Source organism: uncultured Sphingomonas sp. (assembly GCF_964237155.1).
Lineage (GTDB): Bacteria > Pseudomonadota > Alphaproteobacteria > Sphingomonadales > Sphingomonadaceae > Sphingomonas.
Genome location: NZ_CAXSHH010000018.1, coordinates 24,726 through 44,722, shown reverse-complemented (window position 1 = coordinate 44,722; position 19,997 = coordinate 24,726). Strand labels below are relative to the sequence as shown.

General features: G+C 69.6%; 19 protein-coding genes. 7 read left to right on the top strand and 12 right to left on the bottom strand.

The features are described 5' to 3' along the window. Together ACFE71_RS06365 and ACFE71_RS06360 are read right to left on the bottom strand one after the other, a co-directional pair. A partial coding sequence (locus tag ACFE71_RS06365) for a type II toxin-antitoxin system VapC family toxin (protein ID WP_375427968.1) occupies positions 1 to 299 on the bottom strand: 299 nt, incomplete at its 3' end. Between the two features lie 4 nt (positions 300 to 303). After that, entirely contained in the window at positions 304 to 549 is a 246-nt protein-coding gene (locus ACFE71_RS06360; RefSeq protein ID WP_375427967.1) for a type II toxin-antitoxin system Phd/YefM family antitoxin, read from the bottom strand. A gap of 60 nt (positions 550 to 609) precedes the next feature. Between ACFE71_RS06360 and ACFE71_RS06355 the strand changes: the two genes are divergently transcribed. Further along, positions 610 to 1,647: a glycosyltransferase family 2 protein gene (locus tag ACFE71_RS06355; RefSeq protein ID WP_375427966.1), complete on the top strand. Its 1,038-nt coding sequence runs from the start codon at positions 610 to 612 to the stop codon at positions 1,645 to 1,647. Here the strand turns inward: ACFE71_RS06355 and ACFE71_RS06350 are convergent. Together ACFE71_RS06350 and ACFE71_RS06345 are read right to left on the bottom strand one after the other, a co-directional pair. Beyond that, complete coding sequence (locus ACFE71_RS06350) at positions 1,566 to 2,309, bottom strand: class I SAM-dependent methyltransferase (RefSeq protein ID WP_375427965.1); 744 nt, start codon at positions 2,307 to 2,309, stop codon at positions 1,566 to 1,568. The genes ACFE71_RS06355 and ACFE71_RS06350 overlap by 82 nt on opposite strands. A gap of 11 nt (positions 2,310 to 2,320) precedes the next feature. Then, the gene (locus tag ACFE71_RS06345; protein ID WP_375427964.1) at positions 2,321 to 2,740 is read right to left on the bottom strand and encodes a GtrA family protein; all 420 of its coding nucleotides are present in this window, start codon (positions 2,738 to 2,740) and stop codon (positions 2,321 to 2,323) included. A 91-nt stretch (positions 2,741 to 2,831) separates the two neighbouring features. On the opposite strand from ACFE71_RS06345, the gene ACFE71_RS06340 reads away from it, so the two are divergent. Further along, a complete protein-coding gene (locus ACFE71_RS06340; RefSeq protein WP_375427971.1) occupies positions 2,832 to 4,598 on the top strand; it encodes an AcrB/AcrD/AcrF family protein in 1,767 nt (588 codons plus the stop codon). Here the strand turns inward: ACFE71_RS06340 and ACFE71_RS06335 are convergent. The 4 genes from ACFE71_RS06335 to argB are packed head-to-tail and all read right to left on the bottom strand — an operon-like array spanning position 4,595 to position 7,361. Beyond that, positions 4,595 to 5,212 (bottom strand): MarC family protein, encoded by a 618-nt coding sequence (locus ACFE71_RS06335; protein ID WP_375427963.1) that lies wholly within the window; start codon positions 5,210 to 5,212, stop codon positions 4,595 to 4,597. The two genes, ACFE71_RS06340 and ACFE71_RS06335, sit on opposite strands and share 4 nt — an antisense overlap. 7 nt (positions 5,213 to 5,219) lie before the next feature. After that, positions 5,220 to 6,095, bottom strand: a complete 876-nt coding sequence (folD, locus tag ACFE71_RS06330) for a bifunctional methylenetetrahydrofolate dehydrogenase/methenyltetrahydrofolate cyclohydrolase FolD (protein ID WP_375427962.1) — start codon at positions 6,093 to 6,095, stop codon at positions 5,220 to 5,222. Position 6,096: 1 nt separating this feature from the next. Beyond that, complete coding sequence (locus ACFE71_RS06325) at positions 6,097 to 6,399, bottom strand: YggT family protein (RefSeq protein WP_375427961.1); 303 nt, start codon at positions 6,397 to 6,399, stop codon at positions 6,097 to 6,099. A 44-nt stretch (positions 6,400 to 6,443) separates the two neighbouring features. Next, entirely contained in the window at positions 6,444 to 7,361 is a 918-nt protein-coding gene (argB, locus tag ACFE71_RS06320; RefSeq protein WP_375427960.1) for an acetylglutamate kinase, read from the bottom strand. Between the two features lie 228 nt (positions 7,362 to 7,589). On the opposite strand from argB, the gene ACFE71_RS06315 reads away from it, so the two are divergent. Further along, positions 7,590 to 7,943, top strand: a complete 354-nt coding sequence (locus tag ACFE71_RS06315) for a GIY-YIG nuclease family protein (RefSeq protein ID WP_375427959.1) — start codon at positions 7,590 to 7,592, stop codon at positions 7,941 to 7,943. Here ACFE71_RS06315 and ACFE71_RS06310 read toward each other — a convergent pair. The 4 genes from ACFE71_RS06310 to ACFE71_RS06295 form a co-directional block, all read right to left on the bottom strand. Then, a complete protein-coding gene (locus tag ACFE71_RS06310) occupies positions 7,918 to 8,616 on the bottom strand; it encodes a class I SAM-dependent methyltransferase (protein ID WP_375427958.1) in 699 nt (232 codons plus the stop codon). The two genes, ACFE71_RS06315 and ACFE71_RS06310, sit on opposite strands and share 26 nt — an antisense overlap. A 140-nt stretch (positions 8,617 to 8,756) precedes the next feature. After that, complete coding sequence (prfB, locus tag ACFE71_RS06305; RefSeq protein WP_375427957.1) at positions 8,757 to 9,884, bottom strand: peptide chain release factor 2; 1,128 nt, start codon at positions 9,882 to 9,884, stop codon at positions 8,757 to 8,759. Between the two features lie 127 nt (positions 9,885 to 10,011). After that, the gene (locus tag ACFE71_RS06300) at positions 10,012 to 12,528 is read right to left on the bottom strand and encodes a penicillin-binding protein 1A (RefSeq protein WP_375427956.1); all 2,517 of its coding nucleotides are present in this window, start codon (positions 12,526 to 12,528) and stop codon (positions 10,012 to 10,014) included. An 80-nt stretch (positions 12,529 to 12,608) separates the two neighbouring features. Further along, entirely contained in the window at positions 12,609 to 13,436 is an 828-nt protein-coding gene (locus ACFE71_RS06295) for an N-acetylmuramoyl-L-alanine amidase (RefSeq protein WP_375427955.1), read from the bottom strand. 458 nt (positions 13,437 to 13,894) lie between these two features. Here ACFE71_RS06295 and ACFE71_RS06290 point away from each other — a divergent pair, with 458 nt between their 5' ends. The 4 genes from ACFE71_RS06290 (at position 13,895) to ACFE71_RS06275 (ending at position 19,913) form a co-directional block, all read left to right on the top strand. Next, on the top strand, positions 13,895 to 16,756 hold the full coding sequence (locus ACFE71_RS06290) for a ribonuclease E/G (protein ID WP_375427954.1): 2,862 nt from the start codon (positions 13,895 to 13,897) through the stop codon (positions 16,754 to 16,756). A gap of 159 nt (positions 16,757 to 16,915) precedes the next feature. After that, on the top strand, positions 16,916 to 18,277 hold the full coding sequence (locus ACFE71_RS06285; RefSeq protein WP_375427953.1) for a M48 family metalloprotease: 1,362 nt from the start codon (positions 16,916 to 16,918) through the stop codon (positions 18,275 to 18,277). After that, complete coding sequence (locus ACFE71_RS06280; RefSeq protein WP_375427952.1) at positions 18,274 to 18,975, top strand: DsbA family protein; 702 nt, start codon at positions 18,274 to 18,276, stop codon at positions 18,973 to 18,975. Before ACFE71_RS06285 ends, ACFE71_RS06280 begins: the two co-directional genes overlap by 4 nt. Beyond that, positions 18,972 to 19,913 (top strand): ABC transporter ATP-binding protein, encoded by a 942-nt coding sequence (locus ACFE71_RS06275; protein ID WP_375427951.1) that lies wholly within the window; start codon positions 18,972 to 18,974, stop codon positions 19,911 to 19,913. Before ACFE71_RS06280 ends, ACFE71_RS06275 begins: the two co-directional genes overlap by 4 nt. Positions 19,914 to 19,997: the final 84 nt, after the last annotated feature.

Here is a 19,997-nt window from a genome sequence, read left to right as displayed (position 1 = left end):
CGATTCTCATCTTGATTGTCGCTGCGCTCGCATCCTGATTGTCGCGCTGCAGCCAAGGCGTGCTCCAATGTGATATTGAGCAGGCTGAACCTTTCGCGAGACGCCCAAGGTCGGAAGTTGGCGATCAACGGGCCAGCTTCCGGCATCTTGCCGAGCCAGTGCTTGAGCGCGATCTCGAAACCGCTCACCGCGCTGATCGAGACGGCATTAGCATTGTCGGCGATCTCACGCCTGACCTCGTCGCCTAGGCGGTCAGGTTTCAGGTACCACCAGACGAGCGCATGCGTGTCGAGCAGCAATCGCTTAATAGCCCCAGTCTTTCAGCTCTTTATCCGTCAGCGAGGCGAACGCCTCGTCCGGAATCTGGAATTGTCCCGCATAACGGCCGGATTGACGAATGCCGATCGCGTCAGGAACCGAGTCGACAGGCACAAGCCGGAGCTTTGCTTCGCCGGCATGTGCAATGACGATCTCCTCACCGCCCATCGCCCGGTCGACCACGTCGACCAGATGCGCATAGGCCTCCTCCTTATTGATCACGGTCGCCATCGGCCAACTCCTCGCCCGCAAGGTAGCGCATGGCGGCGGGCGGGGCTAGACGGACGCGCCATGCACCGTCCCGCCCTGTCCGTCGTGATCCCCTGCTATAACGAGGCGGCGTGCCTGGAGATGCTCCACGCCCGCGTGTCGGCGGCGGCACGGGCGGCGGTGGGGGAGGATCACGAGATCCTGCTGATCAACGACGGGTCGCGCGACGACAGCTGGGCGGTGATGCGGCGGTTGGCCACGCGCGATCCGCGGTTGGTGGCGATCAATCTATCGCGCAACCACGGGCACCAGCTGGCGCTGACCGCCGGGCTCGATCTGTGTTCGGGCGCGCAGGTGCTGATCATCGACGCCGACCTGCAGGATCCACCCGAGCTGCTGGGCGAGATGCGGCGGGTGATGACGGAGCGGGAAGCCGACGTGGTGTACGCCGTGCGGCGACGGCGCGAGGGGGAGACGGTGTTCAAGCGGGCGACCGCCGCCTTGTTCTATCGGTTGCTCGACCGGGTGACCGACACGCCCATCCCGCTGGACACGGGCGACTTCCGGTTGATGAGCAGGCGCGCGCTCGACGCGTTCCTGGCGATGCCGGAACAGGCGCGGTTCATTCGCGGCATGGTCGCGTGGATCGGGTTCCGGCAGGTGCCGCTGCCCTATGACCGGGCGAGCAGGCACGCGGGGGAGACGAACTATCCGCTAGGCAGGATGATCCGGCTCGCTTTCGACGCGGTGACCGGCTTCTCGACCGCGCCCTTGCGGTTCGCGAGCCATGTCGGGCTGGCGCTGACGGCGGCGTCGCTGCTGCTGCTCATCTATATCGCGATCGGTTTCCTGACCGGCAGCGCGGTCCAGGGCTGGACGTCGACGATGCTGGTCGTGGTGCTGCTGGGCGCGGTGCAGATGTTCGTGCTTGGGATGATCGGCGAGTATCTGGGGCGGCTATATGTCGAATCGAAACGGCGACCGCTCTATCTGGTGGCCGACGTCGCGGGGTCGGTGCGAGGGACCGCGACGCTCGGCTATTTGGCCGAAGAGCCGGACGGCACCGCGAGGGTGACGATCGACACCCCCGGCGTCATCGGCACCCTGCCGACCAGGTGACGCTCGAGGCGGAAGATCGTCTCGAACAGCTTGTTGAGCGGCCGGGGCGGCGGCGAGTCGTCGCTGTCGTCGCGGCCTGTCAGCTTGCCCGCGATGCGCGCGGCGGCGGCGAGCGGGAACAGGATGGAGTTGAACCAGCGCATTCGCACCGGCTTCAGCCCGGCGTGCTCGATCGCGGCGGTCAGCGTGCGCTTGCCGTAGCGACGATGGTGGTGGTTGACGACGTCGTGCGCGCTCCACAGCCACTGATGCGCGGGCACCGCGATCAGGATCTTGCCGCCGGGCCTCAGCCGCTCGCCCATCGCGCGGAGCGCGGCCACATCGTCGGCGATGTGTTCGACCACATCGAGCACGGCGATCAGGTCGTAGCTGCCGGGCGGGATGCCGGGAAGTTCGGGCAGCGGCGCGTCGCCGACCGGGCGGCCCAGCCGCTCGCCGGCGATCTTCCCCGCGGCGGGATCGATCTCGATCGCGTCCACCCGGCCGAAGCGGGCGAGCATGGGCAGGTTGTGCCCGGTGCCGCATCCGATCTCCAATATGCGCGCGTCGCCTGGCAGGTCGCCATAGCGGCGCAGATAGTCGTGGAGGATGTCGCGGCGGGCCCGGTACCACCAATGGGTGGAGTCGTGCGCGGCCATGCGATCATAGACGACGCGGTCCATGCGGGTGATCCTTATCTGAAGACCCAAAGACGGCTGAGCGCGAAGGTCGCGAGCGGCGTCACGAACAGCGCGGGGACTAGCGGCCACCAGGTCGGGCCGTTGAGGAACGGCCCGGTGACGAGCGCCCAGGTGAAGAGCTGATTGAGCACGAAGCCGAGCGCGGAGACGACGAAGAATCGGTAGGCGGTCCCCTCCCCGCGCGATCCGTGGCCGCGGAAGCTGACGCGGCCGTGCGCGACCCGGCCGACGAGCGTCGCGAGGACGAACGCGATCGCGACCGCGACGTTCGGGTTCATGGCATAGGTAGCGAGCGGCCAGTAGATCGCGGAATAGAGCGCGGTCACGGCGAGCCCGGTCAGCGCGTAGCGGATCAGCTGCCCGACCACCTCCGACCGCCGCCACTCACCCATGCGCTTGTCCGTCGTCGCCACCCTTGCCTCACCCGCGCCCCGCTATAGAGCGGGGCGTCATATGGCGGGTGGTGGTGTGAAGGAAGCGGGTTCGGCGGGTCACGGGAGCGGCATGGCCGAATGGGCGGCGTTGGTCGATCGCTCCTGGTTACGCATGACGCTGGTCGTGTGGGGCCTGTCGTCGCTGTGGTACCTGTGGGACCGGTCGGGGCAGATACGCTGGCTGGCGCTGGGCGACACCGACGACAACATGCGCCTGATGCAGGTCCGCGCGCTGCTGGACGGGCAAGGCTGGTTCGACCTGCGGCAATATCGGCTGAACCCGCCGGGCGGCTTCGACATCCATTGGAGCCGCGTCGTCGACCTGCCGCTGGCGGGGCTGATCCTGTTGCTCGACCAGTTCACGACCCGTCCCATCGCCGAGCGCTGGGCGTGCGGGATCGCGCCGCTGCTGCCGCTGGCGGTGGTGATGGTCGCGCTGGTGGCGACGGTCAGGCGACTGGTCGCGCCGGGGGCATGGCCGCTGGCGCTGGTGCTGCTGCCGGGCGCGGCGGCGACGATGCTGATGTTCATGCCGATGCGGATCGATCATCACGGGTGGCAGCTCGCCTGCTTGGGCGTCACGGTGGCGGGATTGTGCGATCCCCGGCAGGCGCGCGGCGGCTTGCTTGTCGGCGGCGCGAGCGCGCTATCGCTGACGATCGGGCTCGAGCTGCTGCCTTATGCCGCCATGGCGGGCGCGATCATCGCGCTCCGCTGGGTTTGGGACCGGGCGGAGGCGGTGCGGCTGCAAGGGTACGCGCTGACGCTGGGCGGGGGCGCGGCGATCGGCTTCGCGCTGTTCGCGTCGGAAGCGAACCGGGTGCTCCGCTGCGACGCGCTCACGCCCGTATGGCTGAGCGCGGTGGTGGTCGCGGGGGCGCTGCTGTTCCTGCTCGCGCGGGCGGACCCGGCGTCGCGGGCGGTCCGGCTGGGCCTCGCGGTCGCGGCGGGGGCCGTGATCGCGGTCGGCTTCGCGCTGCTGTTCCCGCAATGCTTGACGCGGCCGGAGCAGGTGTCCGACGAACTCGCGCGCGTCTGGCTGAACAACGTGCGCGAGGCCAAGCCGATTTTTCGCCATCCGTTCCGCACGGCGTTCCCGATCGTGACATTGCCGCTGATCGGGCTTGCGGGTGCCCTGTTCGCGGCTTGGCGGGCAAGGCGCGGGCCGCGGGCCGTGGGCTGGGCCGCGGTCGCGCTGTTCACCGCGTTCGCGTGCGCGATGATGCTGTGGCAGGCGCGCGCGGGGCCGGCGGCTCAGCTGCTGGCGCTGCCCGGCGTCACCGCGCTCGCCTGGATCATATTGCCCTGGTGCCTGCGGCATCCGCTGCTGCCGGTGCGGGTGTTCGGGACGGTGGGGGCGTTCCTGGGCGTCTCGGGATTGTTCGCGGGGCTGGTGATCAAGTATCTGCCGGTCGATCGGCCCTCGCCGAACGCGCGGGTGGTCAACCGATCGAGCGGGCGGTGCAACGCGCTGCCGCAGCTCGAGAAGCTGAACCGTTATCCGGCGCAGGTGATGTTCACCTTCGTCGATCTGGGGCCGCGGCTGATCGCCACGACGCACCATAGCGCGGTGGCGGGGCCGTATCACCGCAACGGCGACGCGATCCTCGACGTGCATCACGCCTTCCGGCGCTCCCCGGCCGAGGCGCGCGCGATCATGCGGCGGCACGGGGCGACGATGCTGCTGGTGTGCCCCAACATGCCCGAATCGACCGTCTATCGCGCGCGGGCTTCGGGCGGGTTCTATGATCGGCTGGCGAAGGGGGAGCGGTTCGGGTGGCTTCAGCCGCTACCACTACCGCGCGGCTCGCCGTTCCGGCTGTTCCGGATCGGCTAGCGAAGGCCGTCCTGCAACCCGTCGATCACGAACTGCACCGCGAGCGCGGCCAGGAGCACGCCGAGCAGCCGGGTGATCACCGCCTCGATCCGCGCGCCGAGCAGCCGCATGATCGGCCCCGCCGCCAGCAGCGCCGCGAGCGTGAGGAGCAGGATCGAGGCGAGCGCGGCGAGGATCACGAGCGACCGATCGAGCCCCTCGTTCCGGGCCATCAGCAGCATGACGCTGGCGATCGATCCCGGCCCGGCGATCATCGGCATGGCCATGGGGAAGACCGACACGTCCTCGACATGGTCGGCGGCCACCTGGGCGGCGCGGTCCTCGCGGCGTTGGGTGCGGCGCTCGAACACCATCTCGAGCGCGATCAGGAACAGCATGATCCCGCCCGCGATCCGGAACGAGGCAAGCTCGATGCCGAGGCCGCGCAGCAGGTCCTCGCCGAACAACGCGAAGACGAGCAGGATGCAGGCGGCGTAGAACACCGCGCGAACCGCCATCGAACGGCGGTGCCCGGCCGCCACGCCCTTGGTCAACCCGGCATAGATCGGCGCGCAGCCGGGCGGATCGATCACCACGAAGAAGGTGAGGAACGCGGAGACGAACAGCTCGATCATCGGCGGATCAGGACAATGACAGGTCGATCGCGACGCCCTCGCGCCGGGCGGCGGACATCAGCGTGTTGCGGAGCAGGCAGGCGATCGTCATCGGGCCGACGCCGCCGGGGACGGGGGTGATGGCGCCCGCGACTTGGGCGGCGCTCGCGAAGTCGACGTCGCCGACCAGCCCGGTCCCGGTGCGGTTGATGCCGACATCGATCACGGTCGCGCCGGGTTTCAGCCACTCGCCCCGGATCATGTTCGGGCGGCCCACGGCGGCGACGACGATGTCGGCGCGGCGAAGATGGTCCGCGAGGTCGCGGGTGCGGCTGTGCGCGACGGTGACGGTGCAGCTTTCGGCGATGAGGAGCTGCGCCATGGGCTTGCCGACGATGCTCGAACGGCCGACCACGACCGCCTCCAGGCCGCTCAGGTGTCCCCTCACCCCGCGCAGGAGCATCAGGCAGCCGAGCGGGGTGCAGGGGACGAAGCCGGGAAGCCCCGTCGCCAACCGCCCGGCATTGACGGGGTGAAAGCCGTCCACGTCCTTGTCCGGGTCGATGCGGGTGGTGACGCGGCTGGCGTCGATGTGCGGCGGAAGGGGCAGCTGGACGAGGATGCCGTCGACCGACGGATCGGCGTTGAGGCGATCGACGAGCGCGAGGAGATCGGCCTCGGGCGTGTCGGCGGGCAGGCGATGCTCGAGACCGCGCATCCCGGCCTCGGCGGTCGCCTTGCCCTTGGCGCGGACATAGACGGACGAGGCCGGGTCCTCGCCGACGAGCACCACCGCCAAGCCGGGCGCGCGTCCGGCCCGCGCGGTGAACCCCGCGACCTGGTCGGCGACGGCCGCGCGCAAGGAAGCGGCCCGCGCGCGGCCGTCGATCAGCGCGGCGGTCACGTCAGATCGCGCCGACGGAGACTTGTCCGATGATCGCGGTGGTGACCAACCGGTCGAGCAGCCCGACGAGCAGGAGCACCACCAATGGCGACAGGTCGAGCGCGCCGAAATCGGGGAGCACCCGGCGGATCGGGCGATAGATGGGATCGGTCATCTTTTCGAGCGCCATCCAGATCTGGCGCACCGCGTTGTTCGAGGTGTTGATGACGTTGAACGCGATCAGCCACGACAGGATCGCCTGGACGATGATGATCCACCAGACGACGGTTAGCACGAACTGGACGATTTGCAGAAGGTAGATCAAGTGTGGGGCTCCGGGGTGTCGGGTGTCCTATAGGGACGATACGCCTAACCGACCACCCCTTGCCCGGCACGCACCAGCGTTCCCGCGCCCCGCCGGGTGAAAATCTCCAGCAGCATCCCGTGCGGCACGCGGCCGTCGAGGATGACGGCGGCATCCACCCCCGCCTCGACCGCGGCGACGCAGGTGTCGAGCTTGGGGATCATCCCGCCGGTGATCGTGCCGTCGGCGCGCAGGGCCGCGATCGCCGCCGGATCGAGGTCGGTCAGGAGCTCGCCGTCCTTGTCCAGCACGCCCGCCACGTCCGTCAGCAGGAAGAACCGCGCCGCGCCGATCGCGCCCGCGATCGCCCCCGCCATGGTGTCGGCGTTGATGTTGTAGGTGTGGCCGTCGCGCCCGGTCGCGATCGGCGCGATGACGGGGATGATGCCGTCGGCGATCAGCGAGTCGAGGATGCGCCGGTCGACCGCGACCGGCTCGCCGACGAAGCCCAGATCGACATGACGCTCGATCCCCTGAAGGCGGTCGGGCTCGCGCGCGCCGACCTTCCGCGCGGTGACGAGGTTCGCGTCCTTGCCCGAAATGCCGACCGCGCGGCCGCCCGCGCCACCGATCCAGCCAACGATCTCCTTGTTGATCGACCCCGCCAGGACCATTTCCGCGATCCGCGCGGTCTCCGCGTCGGTCACGCGCAGGCCGTCGACGAAGCGCGATTCGACGCCCAGGCGTTTCAGCATCGACCCGATCTGCGGTCCGCCGCCATGGACGACGACGGGGTTCACGCCCACCGCCTTCAGGAGGACCATGTCCTCGGCGAAGTCGCGCTGCCGTTCGGGATCGCCCATCGCGTGGCCGCCGTATTTCACGACGAAGGTCTTGCCCGCGTAACGCTGTAGATACGGCAGCGCCTCGGTCAACGTCTCCGCCTTGGCGAGCAGCGCGGGATCGGGAGCGTGGTCGGTCATGGGCGGGGGCTTAGCGGGAGATGCCCGCGATGACAGCCCTCTCGCGTCGGCCCTGAACAGGCGGCCATGACGGCCATACCGAAAGATCGTCCTGGTTCGAACCAACGGCAAGGAGGACGATGCTTCGACAAGTTCAGCACGAACGGGATTTTGAGACCATTGGCTCACCAATTCCCCGTTCGCCCTGAGCTTGTCGAAGGGTCGTCTTTCCTTCTACCCTCCGGCCCGATGACATTCTGGGCCTACATGCTCCACTGCCGCGGCGGGCAGTTCTACACCGGGCAAACCGACAATCTGGAGGCGCGGGTCGGCTCCCACCAGAGCGGCGCTACCCCAGGCTTCACGCGCGACCGGTTTCCCGTCACGCTCGTCTGGTGCCAAGAGTTCCCGACGCGCCTTGAGGCCCTAGAGGCCGAACGCCGGATCAAGGGCTGGAGCCGGGCCAAGAAGATGGCATTGATCCGAAACGACTGGAGCCGGATTTCAGGGCTCGCCAGAAAGAAGAACGACCCTTCGACAAGCTCAGGGCGAACGGAGGGGAGTGAGGCCGCTGCTCCTACCCCTGCACTCGACACGCCCTGATCGCGCCCGGCTCCGGCCGCGCACCCACCGCGCGGAACGTGGCGACATAGCCGCCCGCGCCCGGCATCGGCGTGAAGCCGGCCTGCTCGTAGCCGGTCGCGGCGAACTCGCAGCGAAGGAGCGCGGGCGGGGTGCCGTGATTCTGCGTGGCGCGGTCGGCGTCGACGACCACCACCAGCCCGCCGGGCTTCAGCGACGGGCGCAGCCGCCACAGGAATTCGTAAGGTTGCGCGATCTCGTGATACATGTGGACCATCATCACGCGATCGAAGCTGTTGGCGGGCAGCTTGGGGTCGGCGGGCTCGCCCAGCCGCACGCTGACATTGGCCAGCCGCTCGCGCGCGACGCGCTCGGCGAGCTGGTCGCGGACGGCGGGCATGATGTCCTGACCGACGACGCGGCCCTCCTTGCCCACCGCGCGCGCGAGGCGGACGGTATAGTAACCCTCGCCCGCGCCGATGTCGGCGACGGTCATGCCGGGCTTGATGTCGGCGAGCTTGGTCACGCGCCCCGCCTCGTTCACCCGGTCGCGCGCTTCCTCGGTCGACCAGCGCGACGAGACGATGCTGGCGACGGGGCGATCGGCGGCGGGAAAGGCGGGGGTCTTGGCCTTGCGTTCGATGAGGGGCGCGGAGCCATCGCAGGCCGCGAGCGCGAGCAGCAAAGCGAGCATTGGTCGGGTCTTCCTACCTTCCGTCACCCCGGACTTGTTCCGGGGTCCATCGTTGTCCCAACGCACCATTTGCCGGGTACGCGCGACGATGGGTGCCGGAACAAGTCCGGCATGACGGAACAGGGGTGACGCGGCGCGCCTCAATCCACGTCCTCCACCTCGACCTTCTCGCCCGTCACGCGCTGCGACAGGGCGGCGGCCATGAACTTGTCGAGATCGCCGTCGAGTACGTCGCTAGGGCTGGTCGAGATCGCGCCGGTGCGCAGGTCCTTCACCATCTGGTACGGCTGAAGGACGTAGGACCGGATCTGGTGACCCCAGCCGATGTCGGTCTTGGCCGCATTCTCCGCGCTCGCCGCCTGCTCGCGAATCGCCAGCTCGCGCTCGTACAGGCGCGCGCGGAGCTGGTTGTAGGCCTCGGCCTTGTTCTTGTGTTGCGATCGCTGGTTCTGGCACTGGACGACGATGCCGGTCGGCATGTGCGTGATGCGCACCGCCGAGTCGGTCGTGTTGATGTGCTGCCCGCCGGCTCCGCTCGCGCGGTAGGTGTCGATGCGCAGGTCGGATTCGTTGTACTCGACCTCGATATTCTCGTCGACGACGGGATACACCCAGACGCTGGCGAACGATGTGTGCCGCCTGGCCGCCGAATCGTAGGGGCTGATGCGGACGAGGCGGTGGACCCCGCTCTCGGTCTTGGCGTAGCCATAGGCGTTCTCGCCCTTCAGCAGCAGGGTCGCCGACTTGATCCCGGCCTGCTCGCCCGAATGCTGGTCGACCAGTTCGACCTTCAGCCCGTGGCGCTCTCCCCAGCGCGAATACATGCGGCTGAGCATCCCTGCCCAATCCTGGCTCTCGGTGCCCCCCGCGCCGGCATTTACCTCGATATAGGTGTCGTTCCCGTCGGCCTCGCCCGCGAGCAGCGCCTGGACCTTGTCGCGCTGCGCCCGCTCGGCGAGCTCCGCCAGGACGGCCACGCCCTCGTCGGCCATCGCGACGTCGCCCTCGGCGTCGGCCATCTCGATCAGCTCGGCGGTGTCGGACAGCTCGCGCTCGATCGTGCGGGTGGCGGTGATCGCCTCGTCCAGGCGGCGGCGCTCGCGCATGACCGCCTGCGCGGCCTTCGGGTCGCTCCACAGCGCCTGGTCCTCGACGCGCGCGTTGAGTTCGTCGAGGCGGCGTAACGCCTGGTCCCAGTTCAGGAAGCGGCGGAGCAACGCCAACGCGTCGTCGATCTGGTCGATATGGGCCTGCGCTTCGGCGCGCATGGAAGGGGAACCTCTCGAAATCCTCGTCACCCCGGACTTAATCCGGGGTCCCGCTTTTGCCCTTCCCGCCGCAGGAAGAAGCGGGACCCTGGCTCAAGGCCGGGGTGACGGGTTGCATATAAGGGCGCTAGTAGATTCCGCCCTCTCTTTGCAAGAAGTCGCTGTCCTCTCGCCGCTCGGCGCGCCTGGGCCCGGTGGTGGGACGGGTGGCGGCGGGCGCGGCGATCGTCGCTGGGCCGGTGCGGCGGCGGGCGCGGCGTTCCTCGGCCTGGGGCTTGAACGCTTCCCAGATCACGGCGGGCTTCGGATCGGCGCCCGTCGGCCAGGCGCCATAGACGGGGCGGCCCGATCCGCGATCGACGCGGACCATGCGGATGCCGGCGGGCGCGCGGAACACCTTCTTCTCCAGGCCCTCATACGCCTTGACCGCGAACTGCTTGAAGATCGGCGCGGCGAAGGTGCCGCCCTGAACGCCGCCCAGGTTCGTCGGCTGGTCGTAGCCGACATACAGACCGCCCACGAATTGCGGCGTGCCGCCGATGAACCACACGTCGGTCGGACCCGAAGTCGTCCCGGTCTTGCCGAAGATCGGGCGGTCGAGGTCGCGAAGCGTGGTGGCGGTGCCGCGCTGGATCACGCCCTCGGTGATGTGGACCATCTGGAACGCGGTCTGCGCGTCGATCACCTGGCGCTGGTTCGAGGGCGGGCGCGGCATGGCGCGGCCGTTCCAGTCGCGCGCGTCGCAGCCGTCGCACGGCCGCCACCGCTCGGGCAGGATCACCTTGCCGCGCCGGTCCTGGACGAAATCGATCACGGTCGGCTCGGCGCCGCGCCCGTGGTTCGCCAGGATCGCGTACGCGTTGACGATGCGCGCGACGGTGGTCTCGCCCGCGCCGAGCGCGTTGGCGAGGAACGGGGAATAGGTGCCCAGCCCCATGCGCTTCATCGTGGCGACGACATGCGGCATCCCGACCTGCGAGGCGGTGCGGACCGTCATCAGGTTGCGCGACTGCTCGATGCCCCACCGCATCGTGTGGGGGCCGGAGCCGCCGCCGTCGAAATTGCGGAAGCATTTCTGCCCCAGCCGCGCGCCCTGATAGACGCAGAACGGCCCGTCGACGATGATGGTGGACGGCGTCATGCCCCGCTCCAGCGCGGCGGAATAGACGATCGGCTTGATCGTCGAGCCCGGCTGGCGGAGCGCCTGGGTGGCGCGGTTGAAGGATTGCAGCCGGCTGTCGAACCCGCCCTGCATCGCCAGGATGCGGCCCGTCGCGGGCTCCTCGACGACGAAGCCGCCCGACACGCGGGGCACCGACCGGAGCGAAAAAGCGCCCCCCTCGGGCGCGACGGCCAGGATGTCGCCGGGCTTGATGGCGGCGAACGCGGTCCCGCCCTTACCGACGGGCGGCATGCTCGCGGCTTCGGCGGGAAGCGTCCCGGTCGCGCCGTTCGCGAAGCCGATCGCCCAGGCGTTCCCCTCGCGTTGGATGGCGACGGCCGCGCGCCAATCCTTGTGATCGAGCGCGATGTTGGTGCCCACGAACGGCTGGAGCCAGTCGTCGCGCGTGACCTCCACGTTCCGGATCGGCCCCGACCACCCGCGCCCGCGCGCGTAACGGAGAAGGCCGTCGCGCAGCGCCTCCTGCGCATAGCCCTGGAGCCTGGGATCGAGCGAGGTGCGCACCCACAACCCGCCCGCATAGACGCTGTGCGGCCCGCTCTCGGAATTCTCGCCGAACTTGCCGATCAACTGGCGACGCACCTCCTCCACGAAATACCCCCCGACAGGGTCGAGCCGGGCCTGCTGCGGGGCGAGCAGCCCGAGCGGCTCGGCTTTGGCGACACTCGCCTGCGCGGGCGTGATGAAGCCGTTGCGCGCCATTTCCGACAACACGAAGTTGCGACGTCCGATCGCCCGCTCGGCGTTGCGCGCGCGTCCGTAGGTCTCCGGCGCCTTGGGCAGGATGGCGAGGAACGCCGCCTCCTGCACGTCCAGCTGCTTCACGTCCTTGCCGAAATAGGCGCGCGCCGCCGCCTGGACGCCGAAGGTGCGCCGGCCAAGCGGAATGCCGTTCAGGTACAGCTCCAGGATCTGCTCCTTGGAGAGCGCGTCCTCGATCCGGTAGGCGAGGATGGCCTCGCGGGCCTTCCGGATGTAGCTCACCTCGTTGGTGAGGAGCAGGTTCTTGGCGACCTGCTGCGTGATCGTCGACGCGCCGATCGGGCGCCCGTCGCTGCGCAGGTTGCTGATCAGCGCGGAGACGATGCCGGGATAATCGACGCCGCCATGCTCGAAGAAGGTCCGGTCCTCCGCCGCCAGGAAGGCGTTCACCAGGAGCGGCGGGAACTCGGCGTAGGACAGCTCGACCCGACGCTCGCGGGCGTAGGAATGGACGGGCGCGCCGTCGCCGCCGCGCACGTTGGTGGGGAGCGGCTGTTCGTAGGTGCGCAGCGTATCGACCGAGGGCAGGCCCCGCCCGACCGCGATCACGAGCGCGACCAGGGAAACGAGGCCGAGCGCGGCGAGGTAGGTCAGCCAGCGGACCCAGGGACGGCTCCAGGCGGCGCGCAGGAAAACCGCCGCCCCGTCGAGGAAACGGGTCAGCGGCGGGCGGGCGATGGGGGGAGTTCGGGACGCCATGGTTACAAGCGACGCTATCTAGCAGGTTCGGCGGGGCGGGGAAGTGGCGTCCTCCTCTCTGCCCCGGACAGGGAAAGAGGTCACCGCGCGGCCATACGCCTGGCGAAGTACGCCTCCACCGCGCGGCGGACGCTCCGGGCGACGCGGTCGCGGCCATCGTCGCTCGCCAGGAACGCGGCGTCGACGGGGTTCGAGATATAGCCCGTTTCGAACAGCACGCTCGGCATGTCGGGCGCCTTCAGCACCATCAGCGACGCCATGCGGTGGAAATTCGCCTTGACGGGCATCAGCGGCGTGGCCTCGCGGCCGAGCAACCGCGCGAAGCTCGCGGACAGGTTCATCGTCTCGCGCTGGGCCAGGTCGATCAGGATCGACGACACGTCGCCGCGCGCTTGGCCAAGGTTCATGCCCGCGATCACGTCTCCCTTGTTCTCGCGCGCGGCGAGGCGGGCGGCCTCCTTGTCGGAGGCGACCTCGGACAAGGTGTAGGCCGACGCGCCGGTCGCGGTCGACGCGGCCGCCGCGTCACAGTGAACCGAGATGAACAGGTTCGCCTTAAGCCGCCGGGCGACGCCGTACCGTTCGCGCAGAACCAGGAAGCGATCGTCGTCGCGCGTCAACGCCACGCGGACGCGTCCGCCCGCCAGCAACCCGTCGCGGATCTCCCGGGCGATGCGGAGAGTCAGCTCCTTTTCGCGCAGCCCATCCGGCCCGACCGCGCCGGGATCGACGCCGCCATGCCCCGCATCGATCACCACTAACGGGCGGTCGTCGTCGCCGCGCACCTCGGGAAGTGCCACGCGCTTGGCGGCTGGAACGGCCTGTGTGACCTTGTACCTGGGCACGCGCGCCGCCGCGGGGATCAGACTGGGCGGGAACCAGGCCAGCAGGAGTATGGGCAGCGGCACGGGGCGACAGTGAAACGGGTCCCCTCCGTCGGTCCAGCGAAATAACGTAGGAGCCTCTTCGCGCGGTTTCCGACGCGGCAGGCTCGTAGCGACCGAGCGGCGACCTTCCACCAGTTGCGATGCGGCGTCTGCGGTGCTAGCGGAACATGTCGACCAGTGCGTTACGCGCGGCATTCGCCCGCGACAACCTCCGCCGGTCGTTTGCGGCGCGGGCGTGCCTACACGTCCCGCCATTCAGGTTTTCGCCCACATGACGCATCATCCCCTTTCGCACCCCCGCCCGGCTCCGGCCGGCGGGCGCGCGGTCGGGGAGCAGCGGAGCCCCAGGCTCCGCCGTGCGTCGGGGGCGAACGCATCGTCCAACCCAGCGGCCGGGCCCCTGCCCGCCGCCCCACATCGCGCGCGGCCCCCGGCTCCACCCGGAACGGCAAGCGGCCTGCGCGCGTGGAGATCCATCAATGACCACGCGTATGCTGATCGACGCACGCCACCGGGAAGAGACCCGCGTCGCCGTCGTCCAAGGGAACCGGATCGAGGAGTTCGACTTCGAGTCCGCCGAGCGCAAGCAGCTCAAGGGTAACATCTACCTTGCCAAGGTGACCCGCGTCGAACCGTCGCTGCAGGCGGCCTTCGTCGATTACGGCGGCAACCGGCACGGCTTCCTCGCCTTTTCGGAGATCCATCCGGATTATTACCAGATCCCCAAGGAGGACCGCGAGGCACTGCTCCGCGAGGAGGCCGAGCACGCCGCCGAGGAGGCCGCGCTCCTGGCGGACCTCGACGATGACGAGGATGAGGACGCCGAATCGATCGAAGCCGCGAGCGACGACGATCTCGATGGCGACGACGAGGACGATGCGGAGGACGTACCGGGCGAAGATGCCGACGGCGAAGGCGAACAGCCCGAGGGCGGTCGGCGCAAGCGACGCGGCAAGTCGAAGAGTGATCCGCAGGTCGAGGCGCTTCGCGAGCGTCGCTCGAGCCTTCGCCAGCGTTACAAGATCCAGGACGTCATCCGCCGCCGCCAGGTGCTGCTCGTCCAGATCGTCAAGGAGGAGCGCGGCAACAAGGGCGCGGCGCTGACCACCTATCTGTCGCTGGCGGGCCGCTATTGCGTGCTGATGCCCAATACGTCGCATGGCGGCGGCATCAGCCGGAAAATCTCGAACGCCGCCGACCGCAAGCGCCTGAAGTCGATCATGGCCGAGTTGCAGCTGCCGCCCTCGATGGGCTGCATCGTCCGCACCGCCGGGCTCCAGCGGACCAAGGTCGAGATCAAGCGCGACTTCGACTATCTGGCGCGGCTGTGGGACGGCATTCGCGAGAAGACGCTCGAATCCGCCGCGCCCGCGCTCGTCTATGGCGACTCGGACCTGATCAAGCGCGCGATCCGCGACATCTACAACCGCGATATCGAGGAGATCGTGGTCGAGGGCGCGGAAGGCTACGCCCAGGCGCGCGAGTTCATGAAGATGCTGATGCCCAGTCACGCGCGGCGCATCCAGCACTACTCGGACCCGATCCCGCTCTTCCAGCGCGCGCATGTCGAGGACCAGCTGGCGGCCATGTACCACCCGGTGGTGCAGTTGAAATCGGGCGGGTACCTCGTCATCAACCCGACCGAGGCGCTGGTGTCGATCGACATCAATTCCGGCCGATCGACGCGCGAGCACAATATCGAGCAGACCGCGACAGCGACCAACCTGGAGGCGGCCGCCGAGATCGCGCGCCAGCTGCGCCTGCGCGACATGGCCGGGCTCGTCGTCATCGACTTCATCGACATGGATAACGGGTCCAACGTCCGGAAAGTCGAGAAGGCGATGAAGGACGCATTGAAGAACGACCGCGCGCGCATCCAGGTCGGCCGTATCTCGAGCTTTGGCCTCCTGGAAATGAGCCGCCAACGGCTGCGCACGGGCGTGCTGGAAGCATCGTCGCGCGGCTGCCCGCATTGCGAGGGCACCGGGCTCGTCCGCACTGCCTCGTCGGCCGGGCTGTCCGCGCTGCGCCTGATCGAGGACGAGGCCGCGCGCGGGCGCGGCTCGCTGCTGACGCTGCGCGCGAGCCAGGAGGCCGCGATCTACGTGCTGAACCGGAAGCGGGCCGACATCGCGGAGATCGAGGACCGCTACGGCGTATCCGTCGAGATCTTCCCCGACCGCGAGGAGGAGGGCGCGCGCATGTCGGTGGAGGCGTCCGGCCCGCCGCCCGCGCACGCCCCGCGCTTCGAGGCGCCGATCCAGGAACTGGACGACGATTTGCCCGAGGAGATCGACGAGATCGAGCCCGAGGTCGAGGATGAGGTGGTCGAGGCCCGTAGCGAAGAGCGCCAGGTGCGTCAGCCCCGGCGCGACCGCGAGGAGGGCGGAGAAGGTCGCGGCAAGCGCCGTCGGCGGCGTGGTCGGCGCGGCCGGGGCCCCGACGAGCGCGACGAGCCCAAGCCGGGCGACCAGGATGCGATCGTCGGCGATGTTGAGGACGAGGCGTTCGAGGGCGAGCCGCTCGACACCGCCGACGTGCCCGAGAGCGTCGCCGAGGTCGCGGAAGCGCCCGTCGCGGAGACGGGAGAGGGTCGTCGTCGGCGTGGACGGCGTGGCGGTCGTCGCCGGCGTAGCGAGGGCGGAGAGATCGGGGGCGGCGACGCGATGGGCGCGCCGTCCGGCCAGGATGCGGGCGACGGTGCGACCGACGAACTGGATGCGGTCGCGACCGGTGCCGAGCGGGACGACGCGGCCGATATCGGTCCGGCGGCGGAACCGATCGAGGCGGCGGATGCGGGCCACATCGTCAGCCCGTTGATCCTGGCGGAGGTCGACGCCCAAGCCCTGGCCGCGTCGCAGGCCGACGCGGAGCCCGGCCCCAAGCGCCGCCCCCGCGCCCGCAAGCGCGCGGTCGACGTGACGACCGAGGTCGAGCCGGTGGCCGGGGAGGCCGCCGTCGAGCCGGAAGCGCCAACGGAGGTGGAAGAGCCCGCCCCCAAGCCGAAGCGCTCGCGTCGCAAGACGACCACCGAGGGCGCGCCCGCCGCGACGCCGCCGGAAGCGTCGCCGGAAATGCCGGTCGCGGAAGCGGACATGGAGGCCGAGAAGCCCAAGCGCCGCGCGCCGCGCCGCAGGGCGGCAGGCGACGCGGGCGACCCGCCCGCGACCGCCCCGACTCCGGCCCCGGCGACCGCATCCGCTCCGGCCCCGGCGAACGATGTCGAGAGGGCCGCGTTGGAAGTGGGTGACGATGGCGCGGTCGACCCCGCCGAGGCACCTGCGGCCGAGGACGCCGGCCCGCCGCGCCGCGGCTGGTGGCAGCGGACGTTCGGCGCATGAGGGGCGGCACATGAGGGGCGGCGCGTGACCACCGGGCTTCACGTCGAGTTCACGCGGCCTCGGCGATGGAGCCCGGCCCGCGCGGGCGGCCGGCCCTGGAGTTCTTAAACCAGCGTAGGCTATGGACGCGGGGTCCAGCCGTCCTATTCGGGGTGTCGCATGAAGCGTCCAGTCACCGCCGTCGCCGTCGCGACATCGTTGCTCGCCCAGGCCTTGGTCGTTCAGCCGCTCGCCGCGCAGTCGATCCTGCGCGACGCCGAGACCGAGGCGTTGTTCGCCGAGATGTCCGCGCCGCTGATCAAGGCGGCGGGGCTCAACCCGCGCGACGTCAAGGTGGTGCTGATCAACGACGAGTCGATCAACGCCTTCGTCGCGGGCGGGCAGGTCGTCTACGTCCATTCGGGCACGCTTCAGAACGCCGACACCGCGAACGAGGTTCAGGGCGTGATCGCGCATGAGATCGGGCATATCACCGGCGGGCACGTGCCGTTGGGCGACCGCATGATGAAGGGCGCGACGGGCATCTCGCTCCTGACCATGGTGCTCGGGCTCGCCGCGATCGCGGCGGGTGGCGGCGAGGCGGGCGCGGGCATCCTGGCGGCGGGGCAGCAGGCGGCGATGGGCAACTACCTCGCCTTCTCGCGCCAGCAGGAGGCGTCGACCGACGCCGCCGGGGCCAAGTACCTGACCGCGGCGGGCGTGTCGGGCCGCGGCTACCTGTCCTTCTTCGGCAAGCTCCAGCAGCTCGAATATCGCTACGGCATCACGCGCAAGGTGAGCTTCATGCTCGACCATCCGGTGTCGAGCGAGCGCGTGGCCAACCTCACCGACACGCTCAAGAGCTCGCCAGCCTGGGGAGCGCCGCTCAACGTGGGACTCGAGGAGCGGTTCAAGCGGGTCAAGGCCAAGCTGGCGGGCTACACCAACAAGCCCGACGCCACGCTCCAGGCCTATCCCGAGACCGACAAGACGATCTACGCCCGCTATGCCCGTGCTTACGCCTGGCACAAGGCGGGCTACCCCGACAAGGCGAACGCGGAAGCCGACGCGCTGGTGGCGGCCAAGCCGACCGATCCCTATTTCCTGGAGGTGAAGGGTCAGATCCTCCTCGAATCCGGCCGCCCACGCGAGGCGCTGGGGCCGCTGCGCGTCGCCGCCGAGGGATCACGCGACAACCCGCTGATCACCACCACGCTCGGCCATGCGCTGATCGCGACGGAGGACAAGGGCAACTATCCCGAGGCCGTGCGCGTGCTGCGCGGCGCGATCGGGCGCGACGACCGCAACCCGTTCGCCTGGTACCAGCTGGGCACGGTGTACGAATTGTCGGGCGATACCGCGCGCGCCGCGCTGGCCACCGCCGAGCGGGCGAGCATGACGGGCGACGCGCGCACCGCCGTCGCCTCGGCGCGCTATGCGATGGCGAACATCCCCGCGAACTCCGCCGACTGGATCAGGGCGCAGGACATCGCCATGACCTCCGCCGACGCGGCCGTCGAGCAGCGCAAGAAGAGCCGGTGAACCGCTGGCTTATACCGGTGGTCGCGCTGGTCGGGGCTGGCGCGGGCGCGGGCGCGATGTGGGCGGTGAATGGTCCCCCGACCGAGCGCGCGCGGATCGAGCGCGTGGTGCGCGAATATGTCCTCAGCAACCCGGAGATCATCCCGGAGGCGATGGGACGGCTGCAGGCGCGCGAGCAGGGACGTGCGGTGGCGGCGGCGGGCGACGCGGTCACCCGCCCTTATGCGGGCGCGTTCATGGGCAATCCCAAGGGCGACGTGACGCTGGTCGAGTATTACGACTATAATTGCGGCATCTGCCGCGCCAGCTTGCCCGCCGTGCGCGAGCTGATCCGCCGCGACCCGAACCTGAAGGTCGTGTTCCGCGAGTTGCCGATCCTCGCTCCCTCCAGCCGCGACGCCGCGCGCGCGAGCCTCGCCGCCGCCAAGCGGAACCGCTTCGCGCCGTTCCACAACGCGCTGTTCGGCGGGGGCCGCGTGACCCCCGCCACCATCGCCGCCGCCGCGCGGACGGCCGGCATACAGGTGCCCGCCGCGGACGGTCCGGCGGATGCGGAAATCGCGCGCAACCTCGACGCCGCCGGCAAGCTCGGCGTCACGGGCGTGCCGAGTTGGGTGGTCGGCGATCAGCTGCTGATCGGCGGGCAGCCGGTGGCCACGCTCCAGGCCGCGATCGCCCAAGCCAGGCGAAAAGGGTGAGAGACGCGATCCTGACCGTCACGGGCGTCTCCAAGACCTACAAGAGCGGCGTCGTCGCGCTCAAGCCCGTCGACCTGGAGATCAGGCGCGGCGAGATCTTTGCGCTGCTCGGCCCCAACGGCGCGGGCAAGACCACGCTCATTTCCATCATCTGCGGCATCGTCACGCCCACTACCGGGACCGTTACCGTCGAGGGCCACGACGCGCTGCGCGACTACAAGGCCGTGCGCCGCCGCATCGGGCTCGTGCCGCAGGAGCTGTCCACCGACGCGTTCGAGACGGTGCTCGCCACCGTCACCTTTTCCCGGCGGCTGTTCGGGCGGTCGGGGCATGACAGCTATATCGAGCAGGTGCTCCGCGACCTGTCGCTCTGGGACAAGCGCGACAGCCGCATCATGGAGCTGTCGGGCGGCATGAAGCGGCGCGTACTGATCGCCAAGGCGCTGAGCCACGAGCCCGACATCCTCTTCCTCGACGAGCCCACCGCCGGGGTCGATGTCGCGCTCCGCCGCGACATGTGGCGTCTCGTCCACCGGCTGCGCGAGGGCGGCACCACCGTGATCCTCACCACGCATTATATCGAGGAGGCCGAGGAGATGGCCGACCGCGTGGGCGTGATCGACCGCGGCGAGCTGTTGCTGGTCGACGACAAGGCCGCGCTGATGGCCAAGCTCGGCAAGCGCGAACTCGACCTGACCCTCGCCGAGCCGATGGCGGCGATCCCGGGCGAGCTCGCGGAGTGGGATCTCGCGCTCACCGACGAGGGCCACCGGCTCCGCTACACCTTCGACGCCAAGGCCGAGCGCACGGGCATCCCGTCGCTGCTGCGCGAACTGGCCGACCTCGGCATCGGGTTCAAGGACCTGGAGACATCGAAATCGAGCCTGGAGGACATCTTCGTCGACCTGGTGGGTACGAAAGAGGACGAGCGGGCGTGAACCGCTCCATCCTTCCCCGTCATGCCGGACTTGATCCGGCATCCCGCTTCTTCTTGTCGCACCCGGGAGAAGAAGCGGGACCCC

Excerpts from the sequence above, each read along its gene's own strand:
- ACFE71_RS06285 (WP_375427953.1), top strand. The coding sequence starts at position 16,916 with ATGAAGCGTCCAGTCACCGCCGTCGCCGTCGCGACATCGTTGCTCGCC.
- argB (WP_375427960.1), bottom strand. The coding sequence starts at position 7,361 with ATGACCGACCACGCTCCCGATCCCGCGCTGCTCGCCAAGGCGGAGACG.
- ACFE71_RS06310 (WP_375427958.1), bottom strand. The coding sequence starts at position 8,616 with ATGCTCGCTTTGCTGCTCGCGCTCGCGGCCTGCGATGGCTCCGCGCCC.
- ACFE71_RS06355 (WP_375427966.1), top strand. The coding sequence starts at position 610 with ATGCACCGTCCCGCCCTGTCCGTCGTGATCCCCTGCTATAACGAGGCG.
- ACFE71_RS06340 (WP_375427971.1), top strand. The coding sequence starts at position 2,832 with ATGGCCGAATGGGCGGCGTTGGTCGATCGCTCCTGGTTACGCATGACG.
- prfB (WP_375427957.1), bottom strand. The coding sequence starts at position 9,884 with ATGCGCGCCGAAGCGCAGGCCCATATCGACCAGATCGACGACGCGTTG.
- ACFE71_RS06360 (WP_375427967.1), bottom strand. The coding sequence starts at position 549 with ATGGCGACCGTGATCAATAAGGAGGAGGCCTATGCGCATCTGGTCGAC.
- ACFE71_RS06335 (WP_375427963.1), bottom strand. The coding sequence starts at position 5,212 with ATGATCGAGCTGTTCGTCTCCGCGTTCCTCACCTTCTTCGTGGTGATC.
- ACFE71_RS06300 (WP_375427956.1), bottom strand. The coding sequence starts at position 12,528 with ATGGCGTCCCGAACTCCCCCCATCGCCCGCCCGCCGCTGACCCGTTTC.
- ACFE71_RS06290 (WP_375427954.1), top strand. The coding sequence starts at position 13,895 with ATGACCACGCGTATGCTGATCGACGCACGCCACCGGGAAGAGACCCGC.
- ACFE71_RS06315 (WP_375427959.1), top strand. The coding sequence starts at position 7,590 with ATGACATTCTGGGCCTACATGCTCCACTGCCGCGGCGGGCAGTTCTAC.
- ACFE71_RS06350 (WP_375427965.1), bottom strand. The coding sequence starts at position 2,309 with ATGGACCGCGTCGTCTATGATCGCATGGCCGCGCACGACTCCACCCAT.